The following is a 24,860-nucleotide window of genomic DNA, read 5'->3' on the forward strand; positions in this document are numbered from 1 at the left end:
CTGGCAGACTGGTACGTCGGCCCCGGTTCACGGACGCGCAATCCGCGCGTACGACCCGGTGCCCTCCCGAACCTAGGAGAAACCCTTGAAGCGCGACATTCACCCCGAGTACGTCGAGACGCAGGTCAGCTGCACCTGTGGCGCCTCGTTCACGACCCGGAGCACCATCGGCGGCGGCAGCATCCGTGCCGACGTCTGCTCCGAGTGCCACCCGTTCTACACGGGCAAGCAGAAGATCCTCGACACCGGTGGCCGCGTGGCCCGCTTCGAGGCCCGCTTCGGCAAGGCTGCCGGCTCCGCCAGCAAGTAGCGAGCCACTGCGCCGGTTCTCGGCGCCCTCTTCCCGGGGGGCGCCGAGACCGGCGTTTTTTTCCGGCCCGGGGTACGGGCCGTCCCCGCACCCCGCCCGGACAGCACCACGCCGTCCAGCAGGCACGTTTGAGTGAAGAAACCAGGAGCCCGAAGATGTTCGAGGCGGTCGAGGAACTGATCGGCGAACAGGCCGATCTCGAGAAGAAGCTCGCGGACCCGGCGGTCCACGCCGACCAGGCAAACGCGCGCAAGCTCAACAAGCGCTACGCCGAGCTGACCCCGATCGTCGCCACGTACCGCTCCTGGAAGCAGGCCGGGGACGACATCGGGACGGCCCGCGAGCTGGCCGCCGACGACCCCGACTTCGCCGCCGAGGTCAAGGACCTGGAGAAGCAGCGCGAAGAGCTCACCGAGAAGCTCCGCCTCCTCCTGGTCCCGCGCGACCCCAGCGACGACAAGGACGTGCTCCTGGAGATCAAGGCGGGCGCGGGCGGCGACGAGTCCGCCCTGTTCGCCGGCGATCTGCTGCGGATGTATCTGCGCTACGCCGAGCGCGTCGGCTGGAAGACCGAGATCATCGACTCCACCGAGTCCGAGCTCGGCGGATACAAGGACGTCCAGGTCGCCGTGAAGACCAAGGGCGGCAACGGCGCCACCGAGCCCGGCCAGGGCGTCTGGGCCCGGCTGAAGTACGAGGGCGGGGTGCACCGGGTGCAGCGGGTGCCGTCCACCGAGTCCCAGGGCCGTATCCACACCTCCGCCGCCGGAGTGCTCGTCACGCCCGAGGCCGAGGAGGTCGACGTCGAGATCCACGCCAACGATCTCCGCATCGACGTCTACCGCTCCTCGGGCCCCGGCGGCCAGTCCGTCAACACCACCGACTCGGCGGTCCGCATCACCCACCTGCCGACCGGTGTCGTCGCCTCCTGCCAGAACGAGAAGAGCCAGCTCCAGAACAAGGAGCAGGCCATGCGTATCCTGCGTTCGCGACTGCTCGCGGCCGCCCAGGAGGCCGCCGAGCAGGAAGCCTCGGACGTACGACGCAGCCAGGTGCGCACGGTCGACCGGTCCGAGAAGATCCGTACGTACAACTTTCCGGAAAACCGGATCTCGGACCACCGCGTCGGCTTCAAGGCGTACAACTTGGACCAGGTGCTCGACGGTGACCTGGATGCCGTGATCCAGGCCTGCGTCGACGCCGACTCGGCCGCCAAGCTCGCCGCCGCGTAAGCAAAGCCCGCCCCGCCCCGTAACCCGTACGGAGAACCGCGATGAACCTGCTGCTCGCCGAGGTGGCCCAGGCCACTCAGCGGCTGGCCGACGCCGGTGTGCCCTCGCCGCGATTCGACGCGGAGGAACTCGCCGCGTTCGTGCACGGCGTCAAGCGGGGCGAGCTGCACCATGTGCCGGACGCGGACTTCGACGCCCGGTACTGGGAGGCCATCGCCCGCCGCGAGGCCCGCGAACCGCTCCAGCACATCACCGGACGCGCCTTCTTCCGCTACCTGGAACTCCAGGTCGGGCCCGGCGTCTTCGTCCCCCGCCCGGAGACCGAATCGGTCGTCGGCTGGGCGATAGACGCCGTACGCGCGATGGACGTCGTCGAACCGGTCGTCGTCGACCTGTGCAGTGGATCGGGCGCCATCGCCCTGGCCATGGCCCAGGAGGTGCCGCGCTCCCGCGTGCACGCCGTGGAGCTCTCCGACGACGCCCTCAAATGGACCAGGAAGAACGCCGAGGGGTCCAGGGTCACCGTCCACCGGGGAGACGCGCTCACGGCCCTCCCCGAGCTCGACGGCCAGGTCGACCTGGTCATCTCCAACCCCCCGTACATCCCGCTCACCGAATGGGAGTACGTGGCGCCCGAGGCCCGCGACCACGACCCGGAGATGGCCCTCTTCTCCGGCGAGGACGGCCTCGACACCATCCGCGGCATCGAACGCACCGCACACCGCCTGCTGCGCCCCGGCGGTCTCGTCGTCATCGAGCACGCCGACACCCAGGGCGGCCAGGTGCCGTGGATCTTCACCGAGGAACGCGGCTGGGCCGACGCGGCCGACCACCCCGACCTGAACAACCGGCCGCGGTTCGCCACGGCCCGCAAGGCCATGCCGTGACCGGTGGCCACCACCCGCACGACCCGTACCCGCCATACCCGTACACGCTTGAGGAGGCCGGCTGATGGCACGGCGATACGACTGCAACGACGCGACCGACCGTACGACGGGTCTGCGTGAGGCCGCGTCGGCCGTCCGCCGCGGCGAACTGGTCGTGCTGCCCACCGACACCGTGTACGGGATCGGCGCGGACGCCTTCAGTTCCGAGGGCGTCGCCGACCTGCTGGACGCCAAGGGCCGCGGCCGCAACATGCCGACACCCGTCCTGATCGGCTCCCCGAACACCCTGCACGGACTGGTCACCGACTTCTCCGAGCAGGCCTGGGAGCTCGTCGACGCCTTCTGGCCCGGCGCCCTCACGCTCGTCGCCAAGCACCAGCCGTCGCTCCAGTGGGACCTCGGCGACACCCGCGGCACCGTCGCCATCCGGATGCCGCTGCACCCGGTCGCCATCGAACTGCTCACCGAGGTCGGTCCGATGGCCGTCTCCAGCGCCAACCTCACCGGACACCCGGCCCCCGAGGACTGCGACGCCGCCCAGGAGATGCTCGGCGACTCCGTCTCCGTCTATCTCGACGGCGGTCCGACACCCGGCATCGTGCCGTCGTCCATCGTCGACGTCACCGGCAAGGTCCCCGTTCTGCTGCGCGCGGGCGCGCTCTCCGTCGAGGAACTCCGCAAGGTGGTACCCGACCTCGAGGTGGCCAATTGACCGCCCCTGAGGGGCGTGGCATAGCGGGGCAGGCCGACACTTTCCGCATCCTCCACGTCAGCACCGGCAACGTCTGCCGCTCACCGATCACCGAGCGGCTGACCCGGCACGCCCTGGTGGACCGCCTCGGCGATCCGCGGCAGGGCGGTCTGATCGTGGAGAGCGCGGGCACCTGGGGCCACGAAGGCGCCCCCATGGAGGCCAACGCCGAGATCGTCCTCGCCGACTTCGGCGCCGACACCACCGGCTTCGTCGGCCGGGAACTGCTCGACGAGCACGTGATCCGCGCCGACCTGGTGCTCACCGCCACCCGCGACCACCGGGCCCAGGTCATCTCGATGGGTCACTCGGCCGGCCTGCGGACCTTCACCCTCAAGGAATTCACCCGGCTGGTCCGGGCCATAGACCCCGCCACGCTGCCCGACGCCCGCGACGAGGGCGTCGTCGAACGCGCCCGCGCCCTGGTCCGCGCCGCGGCCGCGCTGCGCGGCTGGCTGCTGGCCCCCACCGCCGAGGCCGACGAGGTCTACGACCCGTACGGCGCCCCCATCACGTTCTTCCGGTCCGTCGGCGACGAGATCAACCAGGCTCTCGATCCGGTTGTCACCGCCCTGACGGGCATCACGGCCGACCGCTGAGGTCGCGGCTCTGCCGCCCGTCCCGGCGGCCGGAGGCCGGCGCAGCGGGCCGAAGCCGGGGAGGCCCTTCGGGGCCGAGCGGTGCGAGGGGCGCGTCGGGAATGGTGTTCGACCAGGCCCTCGATCCGGTTGTCACGGCGCTCACCGGCGGGCCGGCCCCGCGCTGAAGGGCGGGTGTGCCCGCGCCACTCTGACAGCCGTACGCGGGGCCCGGGTACAGAGGGCCCAACGGGTGTACGACGTCGCCGCACAGCGGGCAGGAGGGCCTTCCCGGGCCTACATTTGAAGTTGTCGCCAGCGCACCCCTCCCCAGGCCCGGAGCCGTCAGATGCCGGTCACCACTCCTGCCGCACCCCCCTCCGACACCGGGACCACCCTGCCGCAGGACTTCGGCGCCCTGCTGCGGGAGGACCCGGAGATCGGGGCCGTACTGCTGGGCGAACTGCACCGGCAGTCGACCACCCTCCAGCTGATCGCCGCCGAGAACTTCACCTCGCCCGCGGTCCTCGCCGCCCTCGGCTCACCGCTCGCCAACAAATACGCCGAGGGCTACCCCGATGCCCGGTACCACGGCGGCTGCGAGCAGGCCGATGCCGCCGAACGCATCGCCTGCCGACGGGCCACCTCGCTGTTCGGCGCCGAACACGCCAACGTCCAGGCGCATTCCGGCTCCTCCGCCGTCCTCGCCGCGTACGCGGCCCTGCTGCGCCCCGGCGACACCGTCCTGGCGATGGGCCTCCCGTACGGCGGACACCTCACCCACGGCTCGCCCGCCAACTTCTCCGGCCGCTGGTTCGAGTTCATCGGATACGGGGTCGACTCCGAGAGCGGCCTGATCGACTACGAGCAGGTGCGCACCCTGGCCCGTGCACACCGCCCCAAGGCGATCGTCAGCGGCTCGATCTCGTACCCCCGCCACCCCGACTACGAGCTCTTCCGGGAGATCGCCGACGAGGTGGGCGCGTACCTCATCGCCGACGCCGCCCACCCGATGGGGCTGATCGCCGGGGGAGCGGCACCGAGCCCGGTGCCGTACGCCGATGTGGTCTGCGCGACCACGCACAAGGTGCTGCGCGGCCCGCGCGGCGGGATGATCCTGTGCGGTGCGGAGCTGGCCGAACGGATCGACCGGGCGGTCTTCCCCTTCACCCAGGGCGGCGCGCAGATGCACACCGTCGCCGCGAAGGCCGTCGCTTTCGGGGAGGCGTCGACACCCGCGTTCACGGAGTACGCCCACCGGGTGGTGGCCCACGCGCGAGTGCTGGCCGCCGGTCTGGAGGCCGAGGGCTTCGAGGTCACCACGGGCGGCACGGACACCCACCTGATCGTCGCGGACCCGGCACCGCTCGGCACCGACGGGCCCACCGCCCGTGCCCGGCTGGCGGCGGCGGGCCTGGTGCTGGACACCTGCGCGCTTCCGTACGGGGACGCCCGGGGCATCAGGCTCGGCACCGCGGCCGTCACCACCCAGGGCATGGACGACACCGACATGGCGCGGCTGGCGGTGCTCTTCGGCGCGGCGGTACGTGAGGAGGGCGACATCCGGGCGGCGGTCCGGGAGCTGGCCCGGAAATATCCGCCGTATCCGGGGTAGACGTGGTCGGTGCAACCGTCCGCCCGGTCTCCGTGTCCTCAACCATGAGTCCGACGTAGTTAAGGTGTGGGCTGAGATGGCCGGCGAAATCTGTGGGGCAGCCCGTGCGTGATTACCTGCTGACGCTCTGTGTCACGGCCGCGGTGACCTATCTGCTGACCGGCCCGGTGCGCAAGTTCGCCATCGCGGTCGGGGCGATGCCCGCGATCCGTGCGCGTGACGTCCACCGAGAACCGACACCGCGGCTCGGTGGCATCGCCATGTTCGGCGGACTGTGCGCGGGACTGATCGTCGCGGCCCATCTGTACAACCTCGACGGCGTCTTCCAGCTCTCCAACGAACCTCGGGCGCTGCTCTCCGGGGCCGCGCTGATCTGGCTGATCGGTGTCCTGGACGACAAGTTCGAGATCGACGCACTGATCAAGCTCGGCGGGCAGATGATCGCCGCCGCGGTCATGGTCATCCAGGGCCTGACGATCCTGTGGCTGCCGATCCCCGGCGTCGGCACCGTCGCGCTCACCCAGTGGCAGGGCACGCTGCTCACGGTCGCCCTGGTCGTCATCACCATCAACGCGGTCAACTTCGTCGACGGCCTGGACGGTCTCGCGGCGGGCATGGTGTGCATCGCCTCCGCCGCGTTCTTCCTGTACACCTACCGGCTCTGGTACGGGCACATGATCGAGGCGGCGGCCCCCGCGACGCTGTTCACGGCGATCCTGATGGGCATGTGCCTGGGCTTTCTGCCGCACAACATGCACCCGGCCCGGATCTTCATGGGGGACTCGGGGTCGATGCTGATCGGCCTCGTGCTGGCGGCCGGCGCGATCTCCGTCACCGGGCAGGTCGACCCGGACACGATGAAGCTCTTCGCGGGCAGCGAGCGCGAGGCCACCCACGCGATGCTGCCGGTCTTCATCCCGCTGCTGCTGCCGCTGACCATCATCGCGATCCCGGCCGCCGACCTGGTGCTGGCGATCGTGCGGCGTACCTGGAACGGCCAGTCGCCGTTCGCGGCGGACCGCGGGCACCTCCACCACCGGCTCCTGGAGATCGGTCATTCGCACAGCAGGTCCGTGCTGATCATGTACTTCTGGTCGGCCCTGATCGCCTTCGGCGCGGTCGGCTACTCGGTGCACTCGGCGTCCCTGTGGATCGTGCTGGTCGTCATGGGGCTGAGCGCGCTGGGCCTCGTACTGCTGCTGATGCCCCGGTTCACCCCGCAGACGCCGTACTGGGCGGAACGGTTCGTACCGCCTCGCTACCGCAGGCACCGCGGCAAGGGCGAGGCGCCCGAAGCGGAACCGTCATCTCCGGCGGCAGCGTCATCTCCGGACGAGGCCCAACAGCGGTGCCCGGAAACGCAGATGGGGCAGGAGGGGCAGGAGCTCCAGGAGAGGACCCCGATCGCCGTGGGAGTCTCCGGCGTCAACGGGGCGACTGCGATCGGCCCCCGTTCGCGTTTTTCGGACAGAGATAAGGCCGATTCTTCGCGTTGACGATTCGGTCATCGAGGGGCAATACCAGACAAGGCAATGAGTTGTCTTGCTCACACGGGCAGGTTCACCCTCACGTGTGACAGTAGGCACACTTTCTTGGTAAAGACCTCATCAAATAGTTTGTGATACCGTTCACGAAGCCCGGTGACGGAGTTGAAGGACCTGAGTACCACGGTCCATCGGCCCGAGGCATCGACTCGGACCGGGCCTACGCTCGTCCATGACGACACACTGCCCACCCCCTCCAAGCGGAGCTGCCGCCATGCCGTCCAACGACGTCCGGACTCTCCTCCAAGCCGCCGTACCCACCGCTGTCGCCGGTGCTGTCGCCGCCGCGATCAGTGGTGGCCTGGCCGGCGGCAAGGGAGCCCTGGGCGCGGTCGTTGCGACGATCGTGGTGATTCTCTTCATGGGGATCGGACTCATGGTCCTGCAGCGGACCGCGCGGTCCCTGCCCCACCTGTTCCAGGCGATGGGGCTGATGCTCTATACGACTCAGCTTCTCCTGCTGTTCGTCTTCGTCGCCGTATTCAAGAACACCACCATGTTCAACCCGAGGGCCTTCGCGATCACGCTGGTCGCGACGACTCTCGTGTGGATCGGCGCACAGACGCGTGCGCACATGAAGGCCAAGATCCTTTACGTCGAACCCGAGTCCGACAAGGGCGAGAAGCCCAAGAACACTGGGTCGAAGACGTGAAGGGTAGGGGCGGAATAAGTGGAAGTCCGGGACCCTGCTATCGTCCGGTTCCAACTGCGGCACTGCGGGCGCGGGCATGTGAGCTGACGCCTGCTCGATCGCGAGGCTCAATGCCTGACTGCCGCTCACACATCCGTAACACCAGTCCAGTGCCGAACCGCGGCTTCGCGCCGCGCCGACACAACGAGGTTGCCGTACCTATGCGCCACGCTGAAGGAGCCCGCGGTGAGTGCTGACCCGACACAGGTGCTCGCCTTCGAGACCGATTGCCACATCTACTCCGGTTGTGGTTTCCCGGGTCCTGGCTTGCACTCTTTCCTGTTCGAGCCGATCTTCGGTGACGCGAACAGCAACGTCTACTTCAACAAGACGATGCTGCTGGCGCTCCTCGGTACGGTCATCATCGTCGGCTTCTTCTGGGCTGCCTTCCGTAAGCCGAAGGTCGTTCCGGGCAAGCTGCAGATGGTCGCCGAGGCCGGCTACGACTTCGTCCGCCGCGGCATCGTCTACGAGACGCTCGGCAAGCGCGAGGGCGAGAAGTACGTCCCGCTGATGGTGTCGATCTTCTTCTTCGTGTGGATGATGAACCTCTGGTCGATCATCCCGCTCGCCCAGTTCCCGGTGACGTCGATCATCGCGTACCCGGCTGCTCTGGCCCTGATCGTCTACGTCCTCTGGATGAGCGTCACCTTCAAGAGGCACGGTTTCGTCGGCGGCCTCAAGAATCTGACGGGTTACGACAAGTCGCTCGGCGGCGTTCTGCCGCTGATCATGGTCATCGAGTTCTTCTCGAACGTCCTGGTCCGCCCCTTCACGCACGCGGTCCGACTCTTCGCGAACATGTTCGCGGGTCACACGCTGCTGCTGCTCTTCACCATCGCCAGCTGGTACCTGCTGAACGGCATCGGTATCGCCTACGCGGGTGTGTCGTTCGTGATGGTCATCGTGATGACGGCCTTCGAGCTCTTCATCCAGGCCGTTCAGGCATACGTCTTCGTGCTCCTGGCGTGCACCTTCATCCAGGGCGCTGTCGCCGAGCACCACTGATCGCGCCTCCCATACCCCCAGTCGTCCGGTGGCCAACCCCCGCCGGTCCGTGAAAGAGAAGGAAGAACTGGCATGTCCCAGACCCTTGCCGCCGTCACCGGTTCCCTCAGCTCCGTTGGTTACGGCCTGTCCGCCATCGGCCCCGGCGTCGGCGTCGGCATCATCTTCGGTAACGGCACGCAGGCTCTCGCCCGTCAGCCCGAGGCTGCCGGCCTGATCCGCGCCAACCAGATCCTCGGCTTCGCCTTCTGTGAGGCGCTCGCCCTGATCGGTCTGGTCATGCCGTTCGTCTACCCGACCTCCTGACTGGTCGGGAACAGACCATTCGACGGAAGGCACTGACGTGAACCCTCTGGTTCAGCTCGCGGCGGAGAAGCCGGAAAACCCGCTCGTCCCGCCGATCCCTGAGCTCGTCATTGGCTTCATCGCCTTTGTCATCGTCTTCGGCTTCCTCGCCAAGAAGCTCCTCCCGAACATCAACAAGGTTCTGGAAGAGCGTCGCGAGGCCATCGAAGGCGGTATCGAGAAGGCCGATGCGGCCCAGACCGAGGCCCAGAGCGTGCTTGAGCAGTACAAGGCTCAGCTCGCCGAGGCCCGCCACGAAGCCGCGCGCCTGCGCCAGGAGGCTCAGGAGCAGGGCGCCGTGATCCTGCAGGAGATGCGGGCGGAAGGCCAGCGGCAGCGTGAGGAGATCATCGCTGCCGGCCACGCCCAGATCGAGGCCGACCGCAAGGCCGCTGCTTCGGCGCTGCGCCAGGACGTGGGCAAGCTCGCCACCGACCTGGCCGGCAAGCTCGTCGGCGAGTCCCTGGAGGACCACGCCCGGCAGAGCGGCACCGTCGACCGTTTCCTCGACGAGCTCGAGGCGAAGGCCGAGGCTGTCCGATGAACGGCGCGAGCCGCGAGGCACTGGCTGCCGCACGTGAGCGTCTCGACGCGCTGACCGACAGCACGTCGGTCGACGCGGCGAAGCTCGCCGAGGAGCTGGCCGCCGTCACGGCGCTGCTCCAGCGCGAGGTCTCACTGCGACGGGTCCTGACCGACCCGTCGCAGGCCGGCGAGGCGAGGGCCGAGCTGGCCGGACGACTGCTGCGCGGTCAGGTGGGCGGCGAGACCGTCGACCTGATCTCGGGCATGGTCCGCTCCCGCTGGTCCCAGTCGCGCGACCTGGTCGACTCGGTCGAGGAACTGGCGAACATCGCAGACCTCACCGACGCCCAGCGCGGCGGAGACCTCGACGACGTGGAGGACGAGCTGTTCCGGTTCGGCCGGATCGTCGCCTCCGACAAGGAGCTGCGCTCAGCGCTCACCGGCAAGTCCGGGTCCGCCGCCGCCAAGGGCGAGCTGCTCCGCAGCCTGCTCGGCGGCAAGGCACGGCCCGCCACCGAGCGCATCGTCGTGCGGCTTGTGACCCAGCCGCGTGGACGTAGCCTTGAAGCGGGACTCGAGTCCCTCTCCAAGCTCGCCGCGGAGCGCCGGGACCGCATGGTCGCCGTGGTCACCTCGGCAGTGCCGCTGAGCGATCAGCAGAAGCAGCGCCTCGGCGCCGCACTGACGAAGATCTACGGCCGGCCGATGCACCTGAACCTCGATGTGGACCCCACGGTCCTCGGCGGGATCACGGTGCGGGTCGGTGACGAGGTCATCAACGGAACCATCGCGGAGCGCCTCGAAGAGGCGAGCCGTCGCATGGCCGGCTGACGAGCACAGCGCAGCAACAGAACAGAGCAAGACCAGCGGCCCGGTTGGGCCGTGCAGAAATTGCAGAAGATTCCTGGGGGTCGGCCCCCAGACCCCCTTAAGAAACTTCGGGCCCAACAAGGAGAGCAGGGAACCCAGATGGCGGAGCTCACGATCCGGCCGGAGGAGATCCGGGACGCGCTGGAGAACTTTGTCCAGTCGTACAAGCCGGACGCGGCCTCGCGCGAGGAGGTCGGTACGGTCAGCGTTGCCGGCGACGGCATCGCGAAGGTCGAGGGTCTTCCCTCGGCCATGGCGAACGAGCTGCTGAAGTTCGAGGACGGCACCCTCGGTCTCGCCCTCAACCTTGAGGAGCGCGAGATCGGTGCGATCGTTCTCGGCGAGTTCAGCGGCATCGAAGAGGGCCAGCCGGTGCAGCGCACCGGTGAGGTGCTCTCCGTCGGTGTGGGCGAGGGCTACCTCGGCCGCGTCGTCGACCCGCTCGGCAACCCGATCGACGGTCTCGGCGAGATCGCGACCGACAGCCGCCGCGCCCTCGAGCTGCAGGCCCCTGGCGTCATGGTCCGCAAGTCGGTGCACGAGCCGATGCAGACCGGCTACAAGGCCGTCGACGCCATGGTGCCGATCGGCCGCGGCCAGCGTCAGCTGATCATCGGCGACCGTCAGACGGGTAAGACCGCTCTGGCCGTCGACACGATCATCAACCAGCGCGACAACTGGCGCTCGGGCGACGTGAACAAGCAGGTGCGCTGCATCTACGTCGCCATCGGTCAGAAGGGTTCCACCATCGCCTCCGTGCGTGGTGCCCTGGAAGAGGCCGGCGCGCTCGAGTACACGACCATCGTCGCCGCCCCGGCGTCCGACCCGGCCGGCTTCAAGTACCTTGCGCCGTACACCGGTTCGGCCATCGGCCAGCACTGGATGTACCAGGGCAAGCACGTCCTGATCATCTTCGACGACCTCTCGAAGCAGGCCGACGCCTACCGCGCCGTGTCGCTTCTGCTGCGCCGTCCGCCGGGCCGTGAGGCCTACCCGGGCGACGTCTTCTACCTCCACTCGCGTCTGCTGGAGCGTTGCGCCAAGCTCTCCGACGAGATGGGCGCCGGTTCGATGACGGGCCTCCCGATCGTCGAGACCAAGGCGAACGACGTGTCGGCGTTCATCCCGACCAACGTCATCTCCATCACCGACGGCCAGTGCTTCCTGGAGTCCGACCTGTTCAACGCCGGCCAGCGTCCGGCCCTGAACGTCGGTATCTCGGTCTCCCGTGTCGGTGGCTCCGCCCAGCACAAGGCGATGCGCCAGGTCTCCGGCCGACTCCGTGTCGACCTCGCCCAGTACCGCGAGCTGGAGGCGTTCGCCGCCTTCGGTTCCGACCTGGACGCGGCCTCGAAGGCGTCGCTGGAGCGCGGTAAGCGCATGGTCGAGCTGCTGAAGCAGCCGCAGTACGCCCCGTTCCCGGTCGAGGAGCAGGTCGTCTCCGTCTGGGCCGGCACCACCGGCAAGATGGACGACGTCCCGGTCGAGGACATCCGCCGCTTCGAGAGCGAGCTGCTGGAGTACCTGCGCCGTGAGCGCAAGGACCTCCTGACCAGCATCGCCGAGGGCGCCAAGATGTCCGACGACACGCTGCAGTCGATCGCCGACGCGATCGCCGCCTTCAAGCAGCAGTTCGAGACTTCGGACGGCAAGCTCCTGGGCGAGGGCTGATCGATGGGCGCTCAGCTTCGCGTTTACAAGCGCCGCATCCAAGCCGTCACCGCGACCAAGAAGATCACCAAGGCGATGGAGATGATCGCCGCCTCGCGCATCGTCAAGGCGCAGCGCAAGGTGGCGGCGTCGATGCCGTACGCGACCGAGCTCACCCGTGCGGTGACCGCGGTGGCGACCGGCTCCACCACCAAGCACCCGCTCACCACCGAGGCCGAGTCCCCGGTCCGCGCCGCGGTTCTGCTCATCACGAGCGACCGCGGTCTGGCCGGCGGCTATTCCTCCAACGCCATCAAGGCGGCGGAGCGGCTCCGGGAGCGGCTCGCAGGTGAGGGCAAGGAGGTCGACACGTACATCGTCGGCCGCAAGGGTGTCGCTTACTACGGCTTCCGCGAGCGCAAGGTCGCGGACTCCTGGACCGGCTTCACCGACAGCCCGACGTATGCGGATGCCAAGAACGTCGCTGCGCCGCTGATCGAGGCCGTCCAGAAGGACTCGGCCGAGGGCGGCGTCGACGAACTGCACATCGTCTTCACCGAGTTCGTGTCGATGATGACGCAGAACGCGGTCGACGACCGGATGTTGCCGCTTTCGCTCGACAAGGTTGCCGAGGAGAGCGGTACGAAGGGCGAGATCCTTCCGCTGTTCGACTTCGAGCCGTCGCAGGAGGACGTTCTCGACGCCCTCCTGCCGCGCTACGTCGAGAGCCGTATCTACAACGCACTGCTGCAGGCTGCCGCTTCCGAGCACGCCGCCCGCCGCCGAGCGATGAAGTCGGCGACCGACAACGCCGGGGATCTCATCAAGAGCCTCTCCCGGCTTGCCAACGCGGCCCGCCAGGCCGAAATCACCCAGGAAATCAGCGAGATCGTCGGCGGTGCAGGTGCTCTGGCCGACGCGTCCGCGGGGAGTGACAAGTAATGACGACGACAGTTGAGACGGCCGCTGCCACGGGCCGCGTCGCCCGGGTCATCGGCCCGGTCGTCGACGTGGAGTTCCCCGTCGACGCGATGCCGGAGATCTACAACGCGCTGCACGTCGAGGTGGCGGACCCGGCCGAGGACGGCGCCCGCAAGACGCTGACCCTCGAGGTCGCCCAGCACCTGGGCGACGGCCTGGTCCGCGCGATCTCGATGCAGCCCACCGACGGTCTGGTTCGCCAGGCTCAGGTGACCGACACGGGTGCGGGCATCACCGTCCCGGTCGGTGACATCACCAAGGGCAAGGTGTTCAACACCCTCGGTCAGATCCTGAACGAGCCGGAGGCCGAGGCGCAGATCACCGAGCGCTGGCCGATCCACCGCAAGGCCCCGGCCTTCGACCAGCTCGAGTCCAAGACCGAGATGTTCGAGACCGGCCTGAAGGTCGTCGACCTGCTGACCCCGTACGTCAAGGGCGGCAAGATCGGTCTGTTCGGTGGTGCGGGCGTCGGCAAGACGGTCCTCATCCAGGAAATGATCATGCGTGTGGCGAAGCTGCACGAGGGTGTGTCGGTGTTCGCCGGTGTCGGTGAGCGCACCCGTGAGGGCAACGACCTCATCGACGAGATGACCGACTCGGGCGTCCTGGACAAGACCGCGCTGGTCTTCGGCCAGATGGACGAGCCGCCGGGCACCCGTCTGCGGGTCGCGCTGTCCGCCCTGACCATGGCGGAGTACTTCCGCGATGTGCAGAAGCAGGACGTGCTGCTCTTCATCGACAACATCTTCCGCTTCACGCAGGCCGGTTCCGAGGTCTCCACGCTGCTCGGCCGTATGCCGTCCGCAGTGGGTTACCAGCCGACCCTGGCCGACGAGATGGGTGTGCTCCAGGAGCGCATCACCTCGACGCGTGGTCACTCGATCACCTCGATGCAGGCGATCTACGTCCCCGCGGACGACCTGACCGACCCGGCCCCGGCCACCACGTTCGCCCACCTCGACGCGACGACGGTTCTCTCCCGTCCGATCTCCGAGAAGGGCATCTACCCGGCCGTGGACCCGCTGGACTCCACGTCCCGCATCCTGGACCCGCGCTACATCACGCAGGAGCACTACGACGCGGCCAGCCGTGTCAAGGGAATCCTGCAGAAGTACAAGGACCTCCAGGACATCATCGCGATCCTCGGTATCGACGAGCTGGGCGAGGAGGACAAGCTCGTTGTCCACCGTGCCCGTCGCGTCGAGCGCTTCCTGTCGCAGAACACCCACGCCGCCAAGCAGTTCACCGGCCTGGACGGTTCGGACGTGCCGCTCGACGAGTCGATCGCCGCGTTCAACGCGATCTGCGACGGTGAGTACGACCACTTCCCGGAGCAGGCGTTCTTCATGTGCGGCGGCATTGATGACCTCAAGGCCAAGGCCAAGGAGCTCGGCGTCTCCTGAGCCCATGGCTCACCGAGGGGGACGGGTGCGTCCCGTCCCCCTCACCACGCCCCGTAGAATTGACCCAACACCCGGCATGAACGGCCGGGTGGTGACCCGAGGAGCCACCCTTGGCTGCTGAGCTGCACGTCGAGCTGGTCGCCGCGGACCGCAGTGTCTGGTCCGGCGAGGCCACCCTGGTCGTCGCGCGCACCACGTCCGGCGACATCGGCGTCATGCCCGGTCACCAGCCGCTTCTGGGTGTGCTGGAGTCGGGCCCGGTGACGATCCGTACGAGCGACGGCGGGACCGTGGTCGCCGCTGTGCACGGCGGTTTCATCTCGTTCGCGGACGACAAGCTCTCGCTGCTCGCGGAGATCGCGGAGCTGGCGGACGAGATCGATGTCCAGCGCGCCGAGCGTGCGCTGGAGCGCGCGAAGTCGGACACGGACGCCGCCTCCGAGCGGCGCGCCGAAGTGCGACTGCGTGCGGTGGCGGTGCGCTAGCGCTCCGCGACAACGTAGCTTTACCCTCAGCCGCGGCCCGAGCTGGAGACCACTCCAGACCGTGCCGCGGCTGAGGCGATGCAGGTGCAGTTGTGTTTCTGGCGGTATCCGTTACTCGACGACGCGAGGAGGTCGGTGGAGATGTTCCTCGCGCTGTGGGTGGGCGGGCTGGTCGTCGCACTGGTCGTGGTTGGACTCTTCGTCTTCGGTCTGCGCCGGCGGCTGATTCAGCGCTCCGGCGGGACCTTCGACTGCAGCCTGCGATGGAACGTGCCAGAGGAGCCCGATCTCTCGGGCAAGGGCTGGGTGTACGGGGTCGCCCGGTACAGCGGCGACCGGATCGACTGGTTCCGGGTCTTCTCGTACGCTCTCCGCCCGCGGCGGATCCTGGAGCGTTCCGCGATCGAGGTGGTCGCCCGGCGACTGCCCGAGGGCGAGGAGGAGCTGGCGCTCCTGTCCGACGCCGTGGTGCTCGGCTGTCTTCATCGGGGGACCCGCCTGGAGCTGGCCATGAGCGAGGACGCGCTGACCGGGTTCCTCGCCTGGCTGGAGGCGGCTCCGCCCGGCCAGCGGGTCAACGTGGCTTGAGCGGGGGCCTGGCTGGACGGGGTACCTCCCGGGACGAGGTCCGGGGAGGGCCGACGCGGCCCGAGGGCCCTTACGGCACCGCGCGAAAAACCGGGGAGACAGGGGGCGGACCCGTCTCCCCGGCTGCTTTTCGGGGTGGTGCGCGGTACTGAGTGGGGTTACTTCAGACCGTTGCTGATCGCGCCGACGAGTTCACCGTTGGTGGTGTCACCGCTGAACTCCCAGAAGAACGCGCCTCCCAGGCCCTGGCCCTTCGCCCAGGTCATCTTGGACGCGATGGTGGCCGGGGTGTCGTAGCTCCACCAGTTGGTGCCGCAGTGCGCGTACGCCGTGCCGGCGATCGTGCCGGTGGCCGGGCAGCTGTTCTTGAGGACCTTGTAGTCCTCGATGCCTGCCTCGTACGTGCCGGGGGCCGCGCCGGTGGCGGTGCCGCCGGGCGCGTCCTGCGTGACGCCGGTCCAGCCGCGGCCGTAGAAGCCGATGCCGAGCAGCAGCTTCGAGGCGGGGACGCCCTGCGCCTTCAGCTTGGCGATGGCGTCGGCGGAGTTGAATCCGGCCTGCGGGATGCCGTTGTAGGAGGTCAGCGGGGAGTGCGGGGCGGTCGGGCCCTTCGCGTCCCAGGCGCCGAAGAAGTCGTACGTCATCACGTTGTACCAGTCCAGGGACTGGGCGGCGCCCGCGTAGTCGGTGGCGTCGATCTTGCCACCGGTGGAGGCGTCCGCGGTGATGGCGGCCGTCACCAGGTTGTTGCTGCCGAACTTCGTGCGCAGCGCCGAGGTGATGCCCTTCAGCGCGGCCGGGCCGCTGGTGTCACAGGTCAGGCCGCAGGCGTTGGGGTACTCCCAGTCGATGTCGATGCCGTCGAAGACATCGGCCCAGCGGGGGTCCTCCACCAGGTCGTAGCAGGACTGGGCGAATGCCGCCGGGTTCTTCGCGGCCTCGCCGAAGCCGCCGGACCAGGTCCACCCGCCGAAGGACCACAGGACCTTGATGTTCGGGTACTTCGCCTTGAGCTTGCGCAGCTGGTTGAAGCTGCCGCGCAGCGGCTGGTCCCAGGTGTCGGCGACGCCGTCGACGGACTTGTCGGCGGTGTACGCCATGTCGTAGTCGGCGTAGGAGTCACCGATCGCGCACTTGCCGCCGGTCACGTTGCCGAAGGCGTAGTTGATGTGCGTGATCTTCGCGGCCGACCCCGAGGTGTCCAGGTTCTTGACGTGGTAGTTCCGGCCGTAGACACCCCAGTCGGTGAAGTAGCCGAGGTTGACCTTGCCGCCGGTGCCGGGGTCGGGATTGCCGCCGCCACCGGTGGTGTGGACCTTGACCGCGCCGCTGACCGGACCGGTCTGGTCGGCGGTGTCACGGGCCTGCACGGTGTAGGAGTAGTCGGTTCCCGGGGTGAGTCCGGTGTTGGTGTACGTCGTACCGGTGACGGTGGCGACGACGGCGCCGTCGCGCAGCACGTCGTAGTTCTTGATGCCGTTGTCGTCGGTCGCCGCGGTCCAGCTCAGCTTGACCGAGGTGTCGGTGACGGAGCCGGCGGTGGGGGTGCCCGGTGCGGAGGGGGCGTTGTCGCCGGGGACGCTGCCGCCGTCGCAGGAGGCGCCGTTCAGCTTGCAGCCGGTGGGGGCGCCGGAGCCGGTGCCGTTGAAGCCGAAGGAGACGCTGGCGCCCGGTGCGACCGAGCCGTTCCAGCCGAGGTTCTTGGCGGTCCAGTGGGTTCCGGAGCCGGTGACGGTGGCGTCCCAGGCGGAGCCGACCGCGGTGCCCGAGGGGAAGTCCCACTCGATGGTCCAGGAGGAGAGGGCGGTGGTGCCGGTGTTCTTCACCGTCCACTGGCCCTCGAAGCCGCTGCCCCAGTCGGACTTCTTGAGGTAGGTGGCGGTTGCCGAGGTGGCGGCTTCGGCGGGGGAGGCCAGGCCGACCATGGCGGCGAGCGGAAGAAGCAGTGCGGTGAGGCCCGCGACCGCTCTGGATCTGGTGGCTCTTCCGGTCCCGAGTCTGAATCGGGGCCGGCGTAGGGGGGTTTCAGTGCTCAACGGTGCTCCTCGGGTGAGGTCCGGACAAACGGGGGTGGTCCGTGGACTGCAAACCCTGCGCCGCCCTGAGCACGCCTTGTCATGGCGCACTCACCGCAGTGTGCTCGGTGAGATTAGGAAGGTCTGGACCAATCGTCAAGAGGTCCAGACCAAAGTTTGCCGGTGCACTTCAGATGCCCAACTCCTGTGCCAGCACGGCCGCCTGGACCCGGCTGCGCAGCTCCAGCTTGCCCAGCAACCTGCTGACGTGCGTCTTCACGGTCGCCTCGGCCATCGAGAGCCGGACGGCGATCTCGGCATTCGACAGCCCCGCGCCGAGACAGCCGAGCACCTCCCGCTCCCGTCGGGTGAGGGCGTCGAGCACCGCCGGATCGGTCGTGCTCGCCCGCCGGACGGGGGCGGCTCCGGCGAACTCCGCGATCAGACGGCGCGTCACGGCCGGAGCGATCAGCCCCTCGCCGCGCGCCACCGTGCGTACCGCTTCGAGCAGATCGCGCGCATCGGTGTTCTTCAGCAGGAAGCCCGCCGCACCGGCCCGCAGCGCCCCGAAGACGTACTCGTCCAGATCGAACGTCGTCAGCACCAGCACATCCGCGAGCCCCTCGGCCACCACCTGCGCGGTCGCCGACACCCCGTCGAGCCGCGGCATCGACACATCCATCAGCACCAGATCCGGCCGCAGCTCGCGGGCCAGCCGTACCGCCTGCTCGCCGTCCCCGGCCTCGCCCACGACCTCGATGTCCGGCGCGCTGCGCAGAATGAGCACCAGCCCCGCCCGGACGGCCGACTGGTCCTCGGCGACCACCACCCGGATCGTCATGCCCTCACACTCCCTTCGTCCACGGGCAGTTCGGCCCGTACCCGCCAGATCGGCGTTCCGTCGCCGGAGCCCACCGGACCCGCCTCGATCGCTCCGCCCAGCAGCGCCACCCGCTCCCGCATCCCCACCAGACCGGCCCCCGACCCGGGTGCGCGCGGCCCGGGGCGGTCCCTGAAGGCGCTGCTGACCTCCACGGTGAGCAGTCTCCCGGCCCGCCCGAGCCGTACCAGGACCGGGCCGGGCGCGGCATGCTTGAGCGCGTTCGTCAGCGACTCCTGGACGATCCGGTACGCGGCCAGCTCGACCGGTGCGGGCAGCGGGTCGCGCTCGTCGCGGGTGTCCTCGAAGGCGCAGGTCAGCCCGCTGGACGCGGCGTTCGTCCGGGCCTGCCCGACCAGTGCGTCCAGCGAGGCGAGCGTCGGTGAGGCGCTCGGTTCCCGGTTCGCGACGCCGGTACGCAGCAGCCCGATCAGCCGGCGCATCTCGGCGAGGCCGGCGACGCTGTTCTCCCGGATCACCCCCAGCGCCTCGCGCGAGGTCTCCGGCTCGTCGATGGAGAGTGCGGCGGTGGAGTGGATGGCGATGGCGGACAGGTGGTTGGCCACCATGTCGTGCAGCTCGCGGGCCATCCGGGCGCGCTCGGCGGCCACCGCCTGGGCGCGGTCCATCTCGGCCAGCAGCGCGGTCTGATCGGCGCGCAGCCGGGCGGCCTCGGCGGCGTCCCGGTGGTTGCGGACGCTGGCCCCGGTGATGGCGGGCCCGAACGAGACGAGCCCGGTGACGACGCCGATGAGCAGCGCCTGCGGATTGCGGAACCACGCCAGGAACCCGATCGTGACCGCGACCGTGATCAGGAACGTGGTCACCGGGATGCGGCGGGCGGCGGACGGCGTCCCGTACAGCACGGCCGCGTACATCAGGTCGGTGAACAGCAGCACCGTCGCCAGATTCCCGACCGTGAACTGATCCGCGAGCAGCGCGAGCGTGCCGACGACCAGTGCCGTCTGCGGGGCGGTCCTGCGCACCAGCGCGAGGACCGAGACGACGGCGAGCGGCAGCAGGGAGACCCAGGGCGCGGCGAAGGCCCGGTCGCCCTGCATGCGCAGCCCGAGCACCCACAGGGACAGGCCGCCGGCCAGGCCGGCGGCGGCGATGAACACGTCGTGGCGGTGCGGGCGGGCGAAGGAGAGCACCCTCCCATCCAACACGGCGGCCCCGCCCCGGTCCTCCCTACCGGGGGTGAGGCACCGGTACATCGAAGGATGCAGTCGCGGTTCGTCACCGGCGACGACGATTCCGGGCGCCCGGGCCGGAAGGCTGGAGGGGACGGGAAGGAGAAGTGCTGTGATCGTCGTGCTGATCGTGCTCTGCGAAGTCGCCTTCTGGGTGCTGCTGGCCGCAGGGCTGCTGCTGAGGTACCCGGCGAAGAAACCGCGCCTGGGCGCGGCCGTGCTGCTGTGCGAGCCGCTGCTGGAGGTCGTGCTGCTGGTGGTGACGGCCGTCGACCTGAAGAACGGGGCGGAGCCCGACTGGAAGCACGGGCTCGCCGCGGTCTACATCGGCTTCACGGTGGGGCTCGGCCACTCCACGATCCGCTGGGTCGACGCCCGGTTCGCCCACCGCTTCGCGGGCGGACCGCCGCCGGTGCGGCCGCCGAAGTACGGGATGGAGCGCGCGGCGCACGAGTGGCGGACCGCGGCGCGGTGGATGGTCGCGGCAACGGTGGCGCTGGCGCTGCTGCAGGCGGCGATCTGGTACGTGGGCGGGGACGGGGACGTGACGTCACTGCAGGCGTGGCAGCAGAAGATGCTGTTCGTGATCGGGCTCAACGTGGTCATCGCGGGGAGCTACACGTTGTTTCCGAAACGTGAGCCGGCGGGGCGCTGAAGGGCCGGACGGGCTCGGCGGCCGAGCCCGTCCGGTGCCTTCGGCACGCGGCGGCTACCGCTCGCCGCCCGGTACCCACAGCACGTCGCCGACCTCCTTGTTCGCCGTCCTCGCGAGGATGAACAGCAGGTCGGAGAGCCGGTTGAGATACGTCGCCGTCAGCGCGTTCATCACGTCGGCGTGCACCTCCAGCGCCGCCCAGGTGGACCGCTCGGCGCGCCGGACCACCGTGCACGCCTGGTGCAGCAGCGCCGCCCCCGGCGTACCGCCCGGCAGGATGAAGCTGCGCAGCTTCTCCAGCTGCTCCAGGTAGTGGTCGCAGTCCGCCTCCAGCTTGTCGACGTAGCTCTGCTCGACCCGCAGCGGCGGGTACTTCGGGTTCTCGGCGACCGGCGTCGACAGATCCGCGCCCACGTCGAACAGGTCGTTCTGGACGCGGACGAGGACCTTCACGACGTCCTCGGGGAGCTGCCCGAGCGCGATCGCCGTACCGATGACGGCGTTGGCCTCATTGGTGTCCGCGTACGCGGAGATCCGCAGATCGGTCTTGGCGGTCCGGCTCGTGTCGCCGAGGGCGGTGGTGCCCTGATCGCCGGTGCGGGTGTAGATACGTGTCAGATTGACCATGCTTCCAGCGTAGTTACGCACCGGCCCGGCGGAAGACACGTGTGCCCGCCGTCACGGCCGACCACGCGAAGGCGAGTGCCATCAGTACTCCGTACAGCATGTGCGTGGTGGTGTACGAACCCACGTACGCGTCCCGTACCGCGTCCACCAGGTAGCGGAACGGCATGCAGTGCGAGATGACGTCCAGCCATGCCGGCCCGAGCGTCATCGGCAGCATCAGGCCGGAGAGCAGCATCGAGGGCATGGTGAGCGCGTTGATGACCGGGCCGAACTCCTGCGGTGTACGGACCTTCATGGCCAGCGCGTACGACAGCGAGGCCAACGCGACCGTCAGCACACCGACGAACGCGAAGCCGATCAGCACTCCGGGCAGCGGGGCGCGCAACCCCATGACCAGCGCGGCGAGCACCAGCACGACCGACTGGAACACGAAGAGTGCGGCGTCGCGCAGGACCCGGCCCAGCAGCAGCGCGAGCCGGCTGACCGGTGTCACCCGCATCCGCTCCACCACACCGGCCGATTTCTCCAGGGTGATCGAGAAACCGGCGAACGAGGCTCCGAAGAGGGCGAGTTGGAGCAGGAGTCCGGGTACCAGAACCTGCCAGGAGTCGCCGGCCGAACCGAGCGGCAGGTCCCTGAGGAGCGGGCCGAAGAAGAGCAGGTACAGCAGCGGCATCAGCACGCCGAAGAGGATCTGGAACCGGGAGCGCAGGGTCTGGCGGGCGTACCGGCCGAAGATCAGCGCGGTGTCGTGGAGAAGCATCAGCGGTCCTGAAGGGCGAGAGGGGCGGTGTCGGCGGGCGCGGGGGTGCGGCCGGTGATCGCGAGGAAGGCGTCCTGGAGGGTGGCGGCGGGGGAGCCCGCGTGTTCGGCCTTCAGCGCGGCCGGGGTGCCCTCCGCGACCACGGCGCCCCGGTCGATCACGACCAGCCGGTCCGCGAGCGCGTCCGCCTCGTCGAGGTAGTGGGTGGTCAGGACGACGGTCGTGGCGAAGTCGTCGCGCAGCCGGCGCACCAGGTCCCAGAGGTCGGCACGGCTGCCCGGGTCGAGCCCGGTGGTGGGCTCGTCGAGGAAGAGGACGGCCGGGCGGTGGGTGAGGCCCATCGCGATGTCCAGGCGCCGGCGCTGACCGCCGGAGAGCGCGCCGCACCTGCGGTCCAGCAGCTCGGTCAGGCCGAGGTCGGCGGCGAGTGCGGCGGCGCGCGCGACGGCGTCCGCGCGCGGCAGCCGGTAGAGCCGGGCCTGGGTGACCAGTTCCTCCCGCACGGTGATGTGCGGGTCGACACCGCCGGACTGCGCGACGTACCCGCACTTCTCGCGGACCCCGGCCGGGTCGGTGGTCAGATCGCATCCGGCGACGGTGGCGGCTCCGCCGGTGGGGGCGAGCAGCGTGGTGAGCATGCGCAGGGTGGTGGTCTTGCCCGCCCCGTTGGGGCCGAGGAGGCCGACGATCTCGCCCGCCCGGACCGTCAGGTCGACCGACCGTACGGCGTGCACCGGGCCGTTCTTGCTGTCGAAGGTCCGGGCGAGCCCGGCCGTGCTGATGATTGGCATAGTGACCACAAAAACAGAGTCGCCTAAAAATTGCAATGGCACCAATTTTTCATCGGCTCACCCGGCGGGCCCTACGATGAGGCCATGGCTGAGGGACTCAGGGAACGCAAGAAACGGCAGGCCAGGCAGCACATTTCGGACCTCGCGACCGGGCTGTTCCTGGAACGCGGCTTCAACGCCGTGACCGTCGCCGAGGTCGCCGAGCTGGCGGATGTCTCCGTGAACACGGTGTACAACTACTTCCCCGCCAAGGAGGATCTCTTCCTCGACCGGATGAAGGGCGTCACCCAGCGCGTGGCCCGGTTCATCCGCGCCCGCGACAAGGGCGAGTCGGCGGCCGAGGCGGTCCTGCGGGAGCTGCGGGCCGCGGTCGTCGCCGTGTCGCCGGAGCTCGGCCTGATGGACGGCTTCGCCGACTTCATGCGGGTCGTCGAGGAGGCGCCCACCCTCCAGGCGCGGCTCAGCCACCTCCAGCGGGAGGTGCTGGACGCGGTCGTCACCACTCTCCGCGAGGAGGTCGACGCCGCGGAGGGCGACCCGCTGCCCGGCCTCGTCGGTGGTCAGATCGCCTGGATCGAGGGGGCGGTCGTCGGCTACGTCGGCCAGGAGATGACGGCCGGCCGCAAGGCGGTCGACGTCTCGCGCGACGCGCTCGCCCTGCTCGACGAGATCGAGGAGCTCCTCGGCGAGAAGGTCCTCAACTACGCCCGGCGCGCCGCCGAATGACGTGTGCCGGTGTGATGTCCGTCATGTGAGACGTGACGCGCATCTCTTCACGGACACAGGGCCCCTCACGGGTACTAATCTCCGCCGGAGAGCATATGAACAAGCGTTAGGACCGGCCGTGCAGGGACCAGCTGCAGAGGCGAACAGGAATTGAGGGGTGCACACGTGGCCAGGAAGCTCGCCGTCATCGGAGCCGGACTCATGGGATCCGGCATCGCGCAGGTCTCCGCCCAGGCGGGCTGGGACGTCGTGCTGCGCGACGTCACCGACGAGGCGCTGACCCGTGGGCGGGACGGCATCAGGGCCTCGTACGACAGGTTCGTCTCCAAGGGCAAGCTGGAGGCGGCCGACGCCGATGCCGCGCTCGCCCGCATCACGACCACCACCGACCTCGACGCGGTCGCCGACGCGGATGTCGTCGTCGAGGCCGTCTTCGAGAAGCTGGAGGTCAAGCACGAGATCTTCCGGGCCCTCGACAAGATCGTCCGGGACGACGCCGTCCTCGCCTCCAACACCTCCGCCATCCCGATCACGAAGATCGCGGCCGTGACGGAGCGCCCCGAGCGCGTCGTCGGTGTGCACTTCTTCTCGCCGGTCCCGATGATGCAGCTCTGCGAACTCGTGCGCGGCTACAAGACCAGTGACGAAACCCTCGCCACCGCACGGGAGTTCGCCGAGTCCGTCGGCAAGACCTGCATCGTCGTGAACCGCGACGTGGCCGGCTTCGTCACCACCCGGCTCATCTCGGCGCTGGTCGTCGAGGCCGCCAAGCTGTACGAGTCGGGCGTCGCCTCGGCCGAGGACATCGACATCGCCTGCAAGCTGGGCTTCGGCCACGCGATGGGGCCCCTCGCCACCGCGGACCTGACCGGCGTCGACATCCTGCTGCACGCCACGAGCAACATCTACACCGAGTCGCAGGACGAGAAGTTCGCCGCGCCGGAGCTGATGCGCCGGATGGTGGACGCAGGTGACATCGGCCGCAAGAGCGGGCAGGGCTTCTACACGTACTGATCTTTTTCGGTCCTCCGGTTGCCTGATCTGCCGTCGGTCAGGCCCGGAGGCCCGGGGGGCGTCTCCCGGAGCCGGTGGGCCCGCAGAGGTCCCTGCCGGGCCGCGGTCACTCCACGGAGTGAATTCGGTATCGGTTCGCTTACAGACGGCAACTTCCCTGTCTCCGCCGCAGTCAGTTGTGGGAGAGACAGAACAGACAGACGAACCTTGCTACGGAGTAATCCCGGGGAGCGCATATGCACATCAGGGGCGACCACGCCGAGCTGGTCGTCGGGGGCCGCCTCGACGTCCGAAGCGCGGCGGACGCCCGTACGGCCCTGCACTCGGCCCTCGACGACGGAGTCGGCGACCTGGTGCTCGACCTGACCGAGCTGGATTCCTGGGACGCCACCGGCCTCGGCGTCATCATGGGAGCACACCGCCGGGCCGGACGGGCCGGGCGACGGCTGGTGCTCCGCGGCGTGCCGCCGCAGATGCAGCGCCTGCTGGTGGCGACCCGGCTGCACCGCATCCTGGCCATCGAGGGCGGGATCGCCGCCGACTCCCTGCCGCGCGTGTAGGGGCTGCCCGGCCACGGCAGCGCGCCGCGGGCCGCGGGTGCACAATCCGCACGAGCATGTGCGCTTCGGGCGGCGTGGACCCCCGACTGTGCGGGGGCACCGTGCGACGGTCTAGGGTTCGGCCGTCCGCCGATTGACGGGACCCACCGGGCGGACACCGGACCAGAAGCGAC

27 protein-coding genes are annotated in these 24,860 nt (G+C 69.2%); 21 read left to right on the top strand and 6 right to left on the bottom strand.

What is annotated here, in order from left to right; translation table 11 throughout:
- Window positions 1–85: 85 nt before the first annotated feature.
- The 17 genes from rpmE (at window position 86) to ACFVT1_RS12600 (ending at window position 15,463) form a co-directional block, all read left to right on the top strand.
- A complete protein-coding gene (gene rpmE / locus ACFVT1_RS12520) occupies window positions 86–310 on the top strand; it encodes a 50S ribosomal protein L31 (protein ID WP_351204959.1) in 225 nt (74 codons plus the stop codon).
- Window positions 311–465: 155 nt separating this feature from the next.
- Window positions 466–1,542, top strand: coding sequence for a peptide chain release factor 1 (gene prfA / locus ACFVT1_RS12525; RefSeq protein ID WP_362204638.1), 1,077 nt, complete (start codon window positions 466–468; stop codon window positions 1,540–1,542).
- Between the two features lie 41 nt (window positions 1,543–1,583).
- Complete coding sequence (gene prmC / locus ACFVT1_RS12530; RefSeq protein WP_362204641.1) at window positions 1,584–2,429, top strand: peptide chain release factor N(5)-glutamine methyltransferase; 846 nt, start codon at window positions 1,584–1,586, stop codon at window positions 2,427–2,429.
- Between the two features lie 64 nt (window positions 2,430–2,493).
- Entirely contained in the window at window positions 2,494–3,141 is a 648-nt protein-coding gene (locus ACFVT1_RS12535; RefSeq protein ID WP_114246670.1) for an L-threonylcarbamoyladenylate synthase, read from the top strand.
- On the top strand, window positions 3,138–3,779 hold the full coding sequence (locus tag ACFVT1_RS12540; protein WP_389794480.1) for a protein-tyrosine-phosphatase: 642 nt from the start codon (window positions 3,138–3,140) through the stop codon (window positions 3,777–3,779). The genes ACFVT1_RS12535 and ACFVT1_RS12540 overlap by 4 nt, the downstream gene beginning before the upstream one ends.
- A 328-nt stretch (window positions 3,780–4,107) precedes the next feature.
- Window positions 4,108–5,373: a serine hydroxymethyltransferase gene (gene glyA / locus ACFVT1_RS12545; protein ID WP_389794481.1), complete on the top strand. Its 1,266-nt coding sequence runs from the start codon at window positions 4,108–4,110 to the stop codon at window positions 5,371–5,373.
- A 92-nt stretch (window positions 5,374–5,465) separates the two neighbouring features.
- Window positions 5,466–6,869: an MraY family glycosyltransferase gene (locus ACFVT1_RS12550; RefSeq protein WP_389794482.1), complete on the top strand. Its 1,404-nt coding sequence runs from the start codon at window positions 5,466–5,468 to the stop codon at window positions 6,867–6,869.
- Between the two features lie 262 nt (window positions 6,870–7,131).
- Window positions 7,132–7,569: a hypothetical protein gene (locus ACFVT1_RS12555; RefSeq protein WP_389794484.1), complete on the top strand. Its 438-nt coding sequence runs from the start codon at window positions 7,132–7,134 to the stop codon at window positions 7,567–7,569.
- Between the two features lie 210 nt (window positions 7,570–7,779).
- Window positions 7,780–8,616: a F0F1 ATP synthase subunit A gene (gene atpB / locus ACFVT1_RS12560; protein ID WP_389794619.1), complete on the top strand. Its 837-nt coding sequence runs from the start codon at window positions 7,780–7,782 to the stop codon at window positions 8,614–8,616.
- 72 nt (window positions 8,617–8,688) lie between these two features.
- Window positions 8,689–8,922, top strand: coding sequence for a F0F1 ATP synthase subunit C (locus ACFVT1_RS12565; protein WP_072483720.1), 234 nt, complete (start codon window positions 8,689–8,691; stop codon window positions 8,920–8,922).
- 37 nt (window positions 8,923–8,959) lie between these two features.
- A complete protein-coding gene (locus ACFVT1_RS12570; protein ID WP_072483719.1) occupies window positions 8,960–9,505 on the top strand; it encodes a F0F1 ATP synthase subunit B in 546 nt (181 codons plus the stop codon).
- On the top strand, window positions 9,502–10,317 hold the full coding sequence (locus ACFVT1_RS12575) for a F0F1 ATP synthase subunit delta (protein ID WP_389794485.1): 816 nt from the start codon (window positions 9,502–9,504) through the stop codon (window positions 10,315–10,317). Before ACFVT1_RS12570 ends, ACFVT1_RS12575 begins: the two co-directional genes overlap by 4 nt.
- A 138-nt stretch (window positions 10,318–10,455) precedes the next feature.
- Complete coding sequence (gene atpA, locus ACFVT1_RS12580) at window positions 10,456–12,027, top strand: F0F1 ATP synthase subunit alpha (RefSeq protein WP_389794487.1); 1,572 nt, start codon at window positions 10,456–10,458, stop codon at window positions 12,025–12,027.
- A 3-nt stretch (window positions 12,028–12,030) separates the two neighbouring features.
- A complete protein-coding gene (locus ACFVT1_RS12585; RefSeq protein WP_389794488.1) occupies window positions 12,031–12,948 on the top strand; it encodes a F0F1 ATP synthase subunit gamma in 918 nt (305 codons plus the stop codon).
- Window positions 12,948–14,390, top strand: a complete 1,443-nt coding sequence (atpD, locus tag ACFVT1_RS12590) for a F0F1 ATP synthase subunit beta (protein WP_389794489.1) — start codon at window positions 12,948–12,950, stop codon at window positions 14,388–14,390. The genes ACFVT1_RS12585 and atpD overlap by 1 nt, the downstream gene beginning before the upstream one ends.
- A 110-nt stretch (window positions 14,391–14,500) precedes the next feature.
- Window positions 14,501–14,875, top strand: coding sequence for a F0F1 ATP synthase subunit epsilon (locus ACFVT1_RS12595; RefSeq protein ID WP_093898532.1), 375 nt, complete (start codon window positions 14,501–14,503; stop codon window positions 14,873–14,875).
- A gap of 141 nt (window positions 14,876–15,016) precedes the next feature.
- Window positions 15,017–15,463, top strand: a complete 447-nt coding sequence (locus ACFVT1_RS12600; protein WP_389794620.1) for a DUF2550 domain-containing protein — start codon at window positions 15,017–15,019, stop codon at window positions 15,461–15,463.
- Between the two features lie 158 nt (window positions 15,464–15,621).
- Here the strand turns inward: ACFVT1_RS12600 and ACFVT1_RS12605 are convergent, their stop codons facing one another.
- The 3 genes from ACFVT1_RS12605 to ACFVT1_RS12615 all read right to left on the bottom strand — a co-directional run bounded on the left by ACFVT1_RS12605 (window position 15,622) and on the right by ACFVT1_RS12615 (window position 19,512).
- Window positions 15,622–17,499 carry a glycosyl hydrolase family 18 protein gene (locus tag ACFVT1_RS12605; protein ID WP_389794490.1) on the bottom strand — a complete coding sequence of 626 codons (1,878 nt, stop codon included), beginning with the start codon at window positions 17,497–17,499 and terminating at the stop codon, window positions 15,622–15,624.
- Window positions 17,500–17,668: 169 nt separating this feature from the next.
- Window positions 17,669–18,319 carry a response regulator gene (locus tag ACFVT1_RS12610; protein ID WP_389794491.1) on the bottom strand — a complete coding sequence of 217 codons (651 nt, stop codon included), beginning with the start codon at window positions 18,317–18,319 and terminating at the stop codon, window positions 17,669–17,671.
- The gene (locus ACFVT1_RS12615; protein WP_389794622.1) at window positions 18,316–19,512 is read right to left on the bottom strand and encodes a sensor histidine kinase; all 1,197 of its coding nucleotides are present in this window, start codon (window positions 19,510–19,512) and stop codon (window positions 18,316–18,318) included. The genes ACFVT1_RS12610 and ACFVT1_RS12615 overlap by 4 nt, the downstream gene beginning before the upstream one ends.
- 151 nt (window positions 19,513–19,663) lie before the next feature.
- Here ACFVT1_RS12615 and ACFVT1_RS12620 point away from each other — a divergent pair, with 151 nt between their 5' ends.
- Window positions 19,664–20,206, top strand: a complete 543-nt coding sequence (locus tag ACFVT1_RS12620; RefSeq protein WP_389794493.1) for a hypothetical protein — start codon at window positions 19,664–19,666, stop codon at window positions 20,204–20,206.
- Between the two features lie 54 nt (window positions 20,207–20,260).
- Here the strand turns inward: ACFVT1_RS12620 and ACFVT1_RS12625 are convergent, their stop codons facing one another.
- From ACFVT1_RS12625 to ACFVT1_RS12635, 3 genes are read right to left on the bottom strand one after another with little or no spacing between them, the layout of a single operon-like run.
- Window positions 20,261–20,833, bottom strand: a complete 573-nt coding sequence (locus tag ACFVT1_RS12625; protein ID WP_389794494.1) for a cob(I)yrinic acid a,c-diamide adenosyltransferase — start codon at window positions 20,831–20,833, stop codon at window positions 20,261–20,263.
- Window positions 20,834–20,846: 13 nt separating this feature from the next.
- Complete coding sequence (locus ACFVT1_RS12630) at window positions 20,847–21,596, bottom strand: ABC transporter permease (protein WP_389794496.1); 750 nt, start codon at window positions 21,594–21,596, stop codon at window positions 20,847–20,849.
- Window positions 21,596–22,387: an ABC transporter ATP-binding protein gene (locus ACFVT1_RS12635; RefSeq protein WP_389794497.1), complete on the bottom strand. Its 792-nt coding sequence runs from the start codon at window positions 22,385–22,387 to the stop codon at window positions 21,596–21,598. Before ACFVT1_RS12635 ends, ACFVT1_RS12630 begins: the two co-directional genes overlap by 1 nt.
- 84 nt (window positions 22,388–22,471) lie before the next feature.
- On the opposite strand from ACFVT1_RS12635, the gene ACFVT1_RS12640 reads away from it, so the two are divergent.
- The 3 genes from ACFVT1_RS12640 to ACFVT1_RS12650 all read left to right on the top strand — a co-directional run bounded on the left by ACFVT1_RS12640 (window position 22,472) and on the right by ACFVT1_RS12650 (window position 24,687).
- Window positions 22,472–23,113 (top strand): TetR/AcrR family transcriptional regulator, encoded by a 642-nt coding sequence (locus tag ACFVT1_RS12640; RefSeq protein WP_389794498.1) that lies wholly within the window; start codon window positions 22,472–22,474, stop codon window positions 23,111–23,113.
- A 165-nt stretch (window positions 23,114–23,278) separates the two neighbouring features.
- A complete protein-coding gene (locus ACFVT1_RS12645; RefSeq protein ID WP_389794499.1) occupies window positions 23,279–24,127 on the top strand; it encodes a 3-hydroxyacyl-CoA dehydrogenase family protein in 849 nt (282 codons plus the stop codon).
- Window positions 24,128–24,363: 236 nt separating this feature from the next.
- Complete coding sequence (locus tag ACFVT1_RS12650) at window positions 24,364–24,687, top strand: STAS domain-containing protein (RefSeq protein ID WP_072486732.1); 324 nt, start codon at window positions 24,364–24,366, stop codon at window positions 24,685–24,687.
- The last annotated feature ends 173 nt before the right edge of the window (window positions 24,688–24,860 follow it).

This window comes from Streptomyces sp. NPDC057963 (assembly GCF_042887155.1).
In the GTDB taxonomy this organism is placed as follows: domain Bacteria; phylum Actinomycetota; class Actinomycetes; order Streptomycetales; family Streptomycetaceae; genus Streptomyces.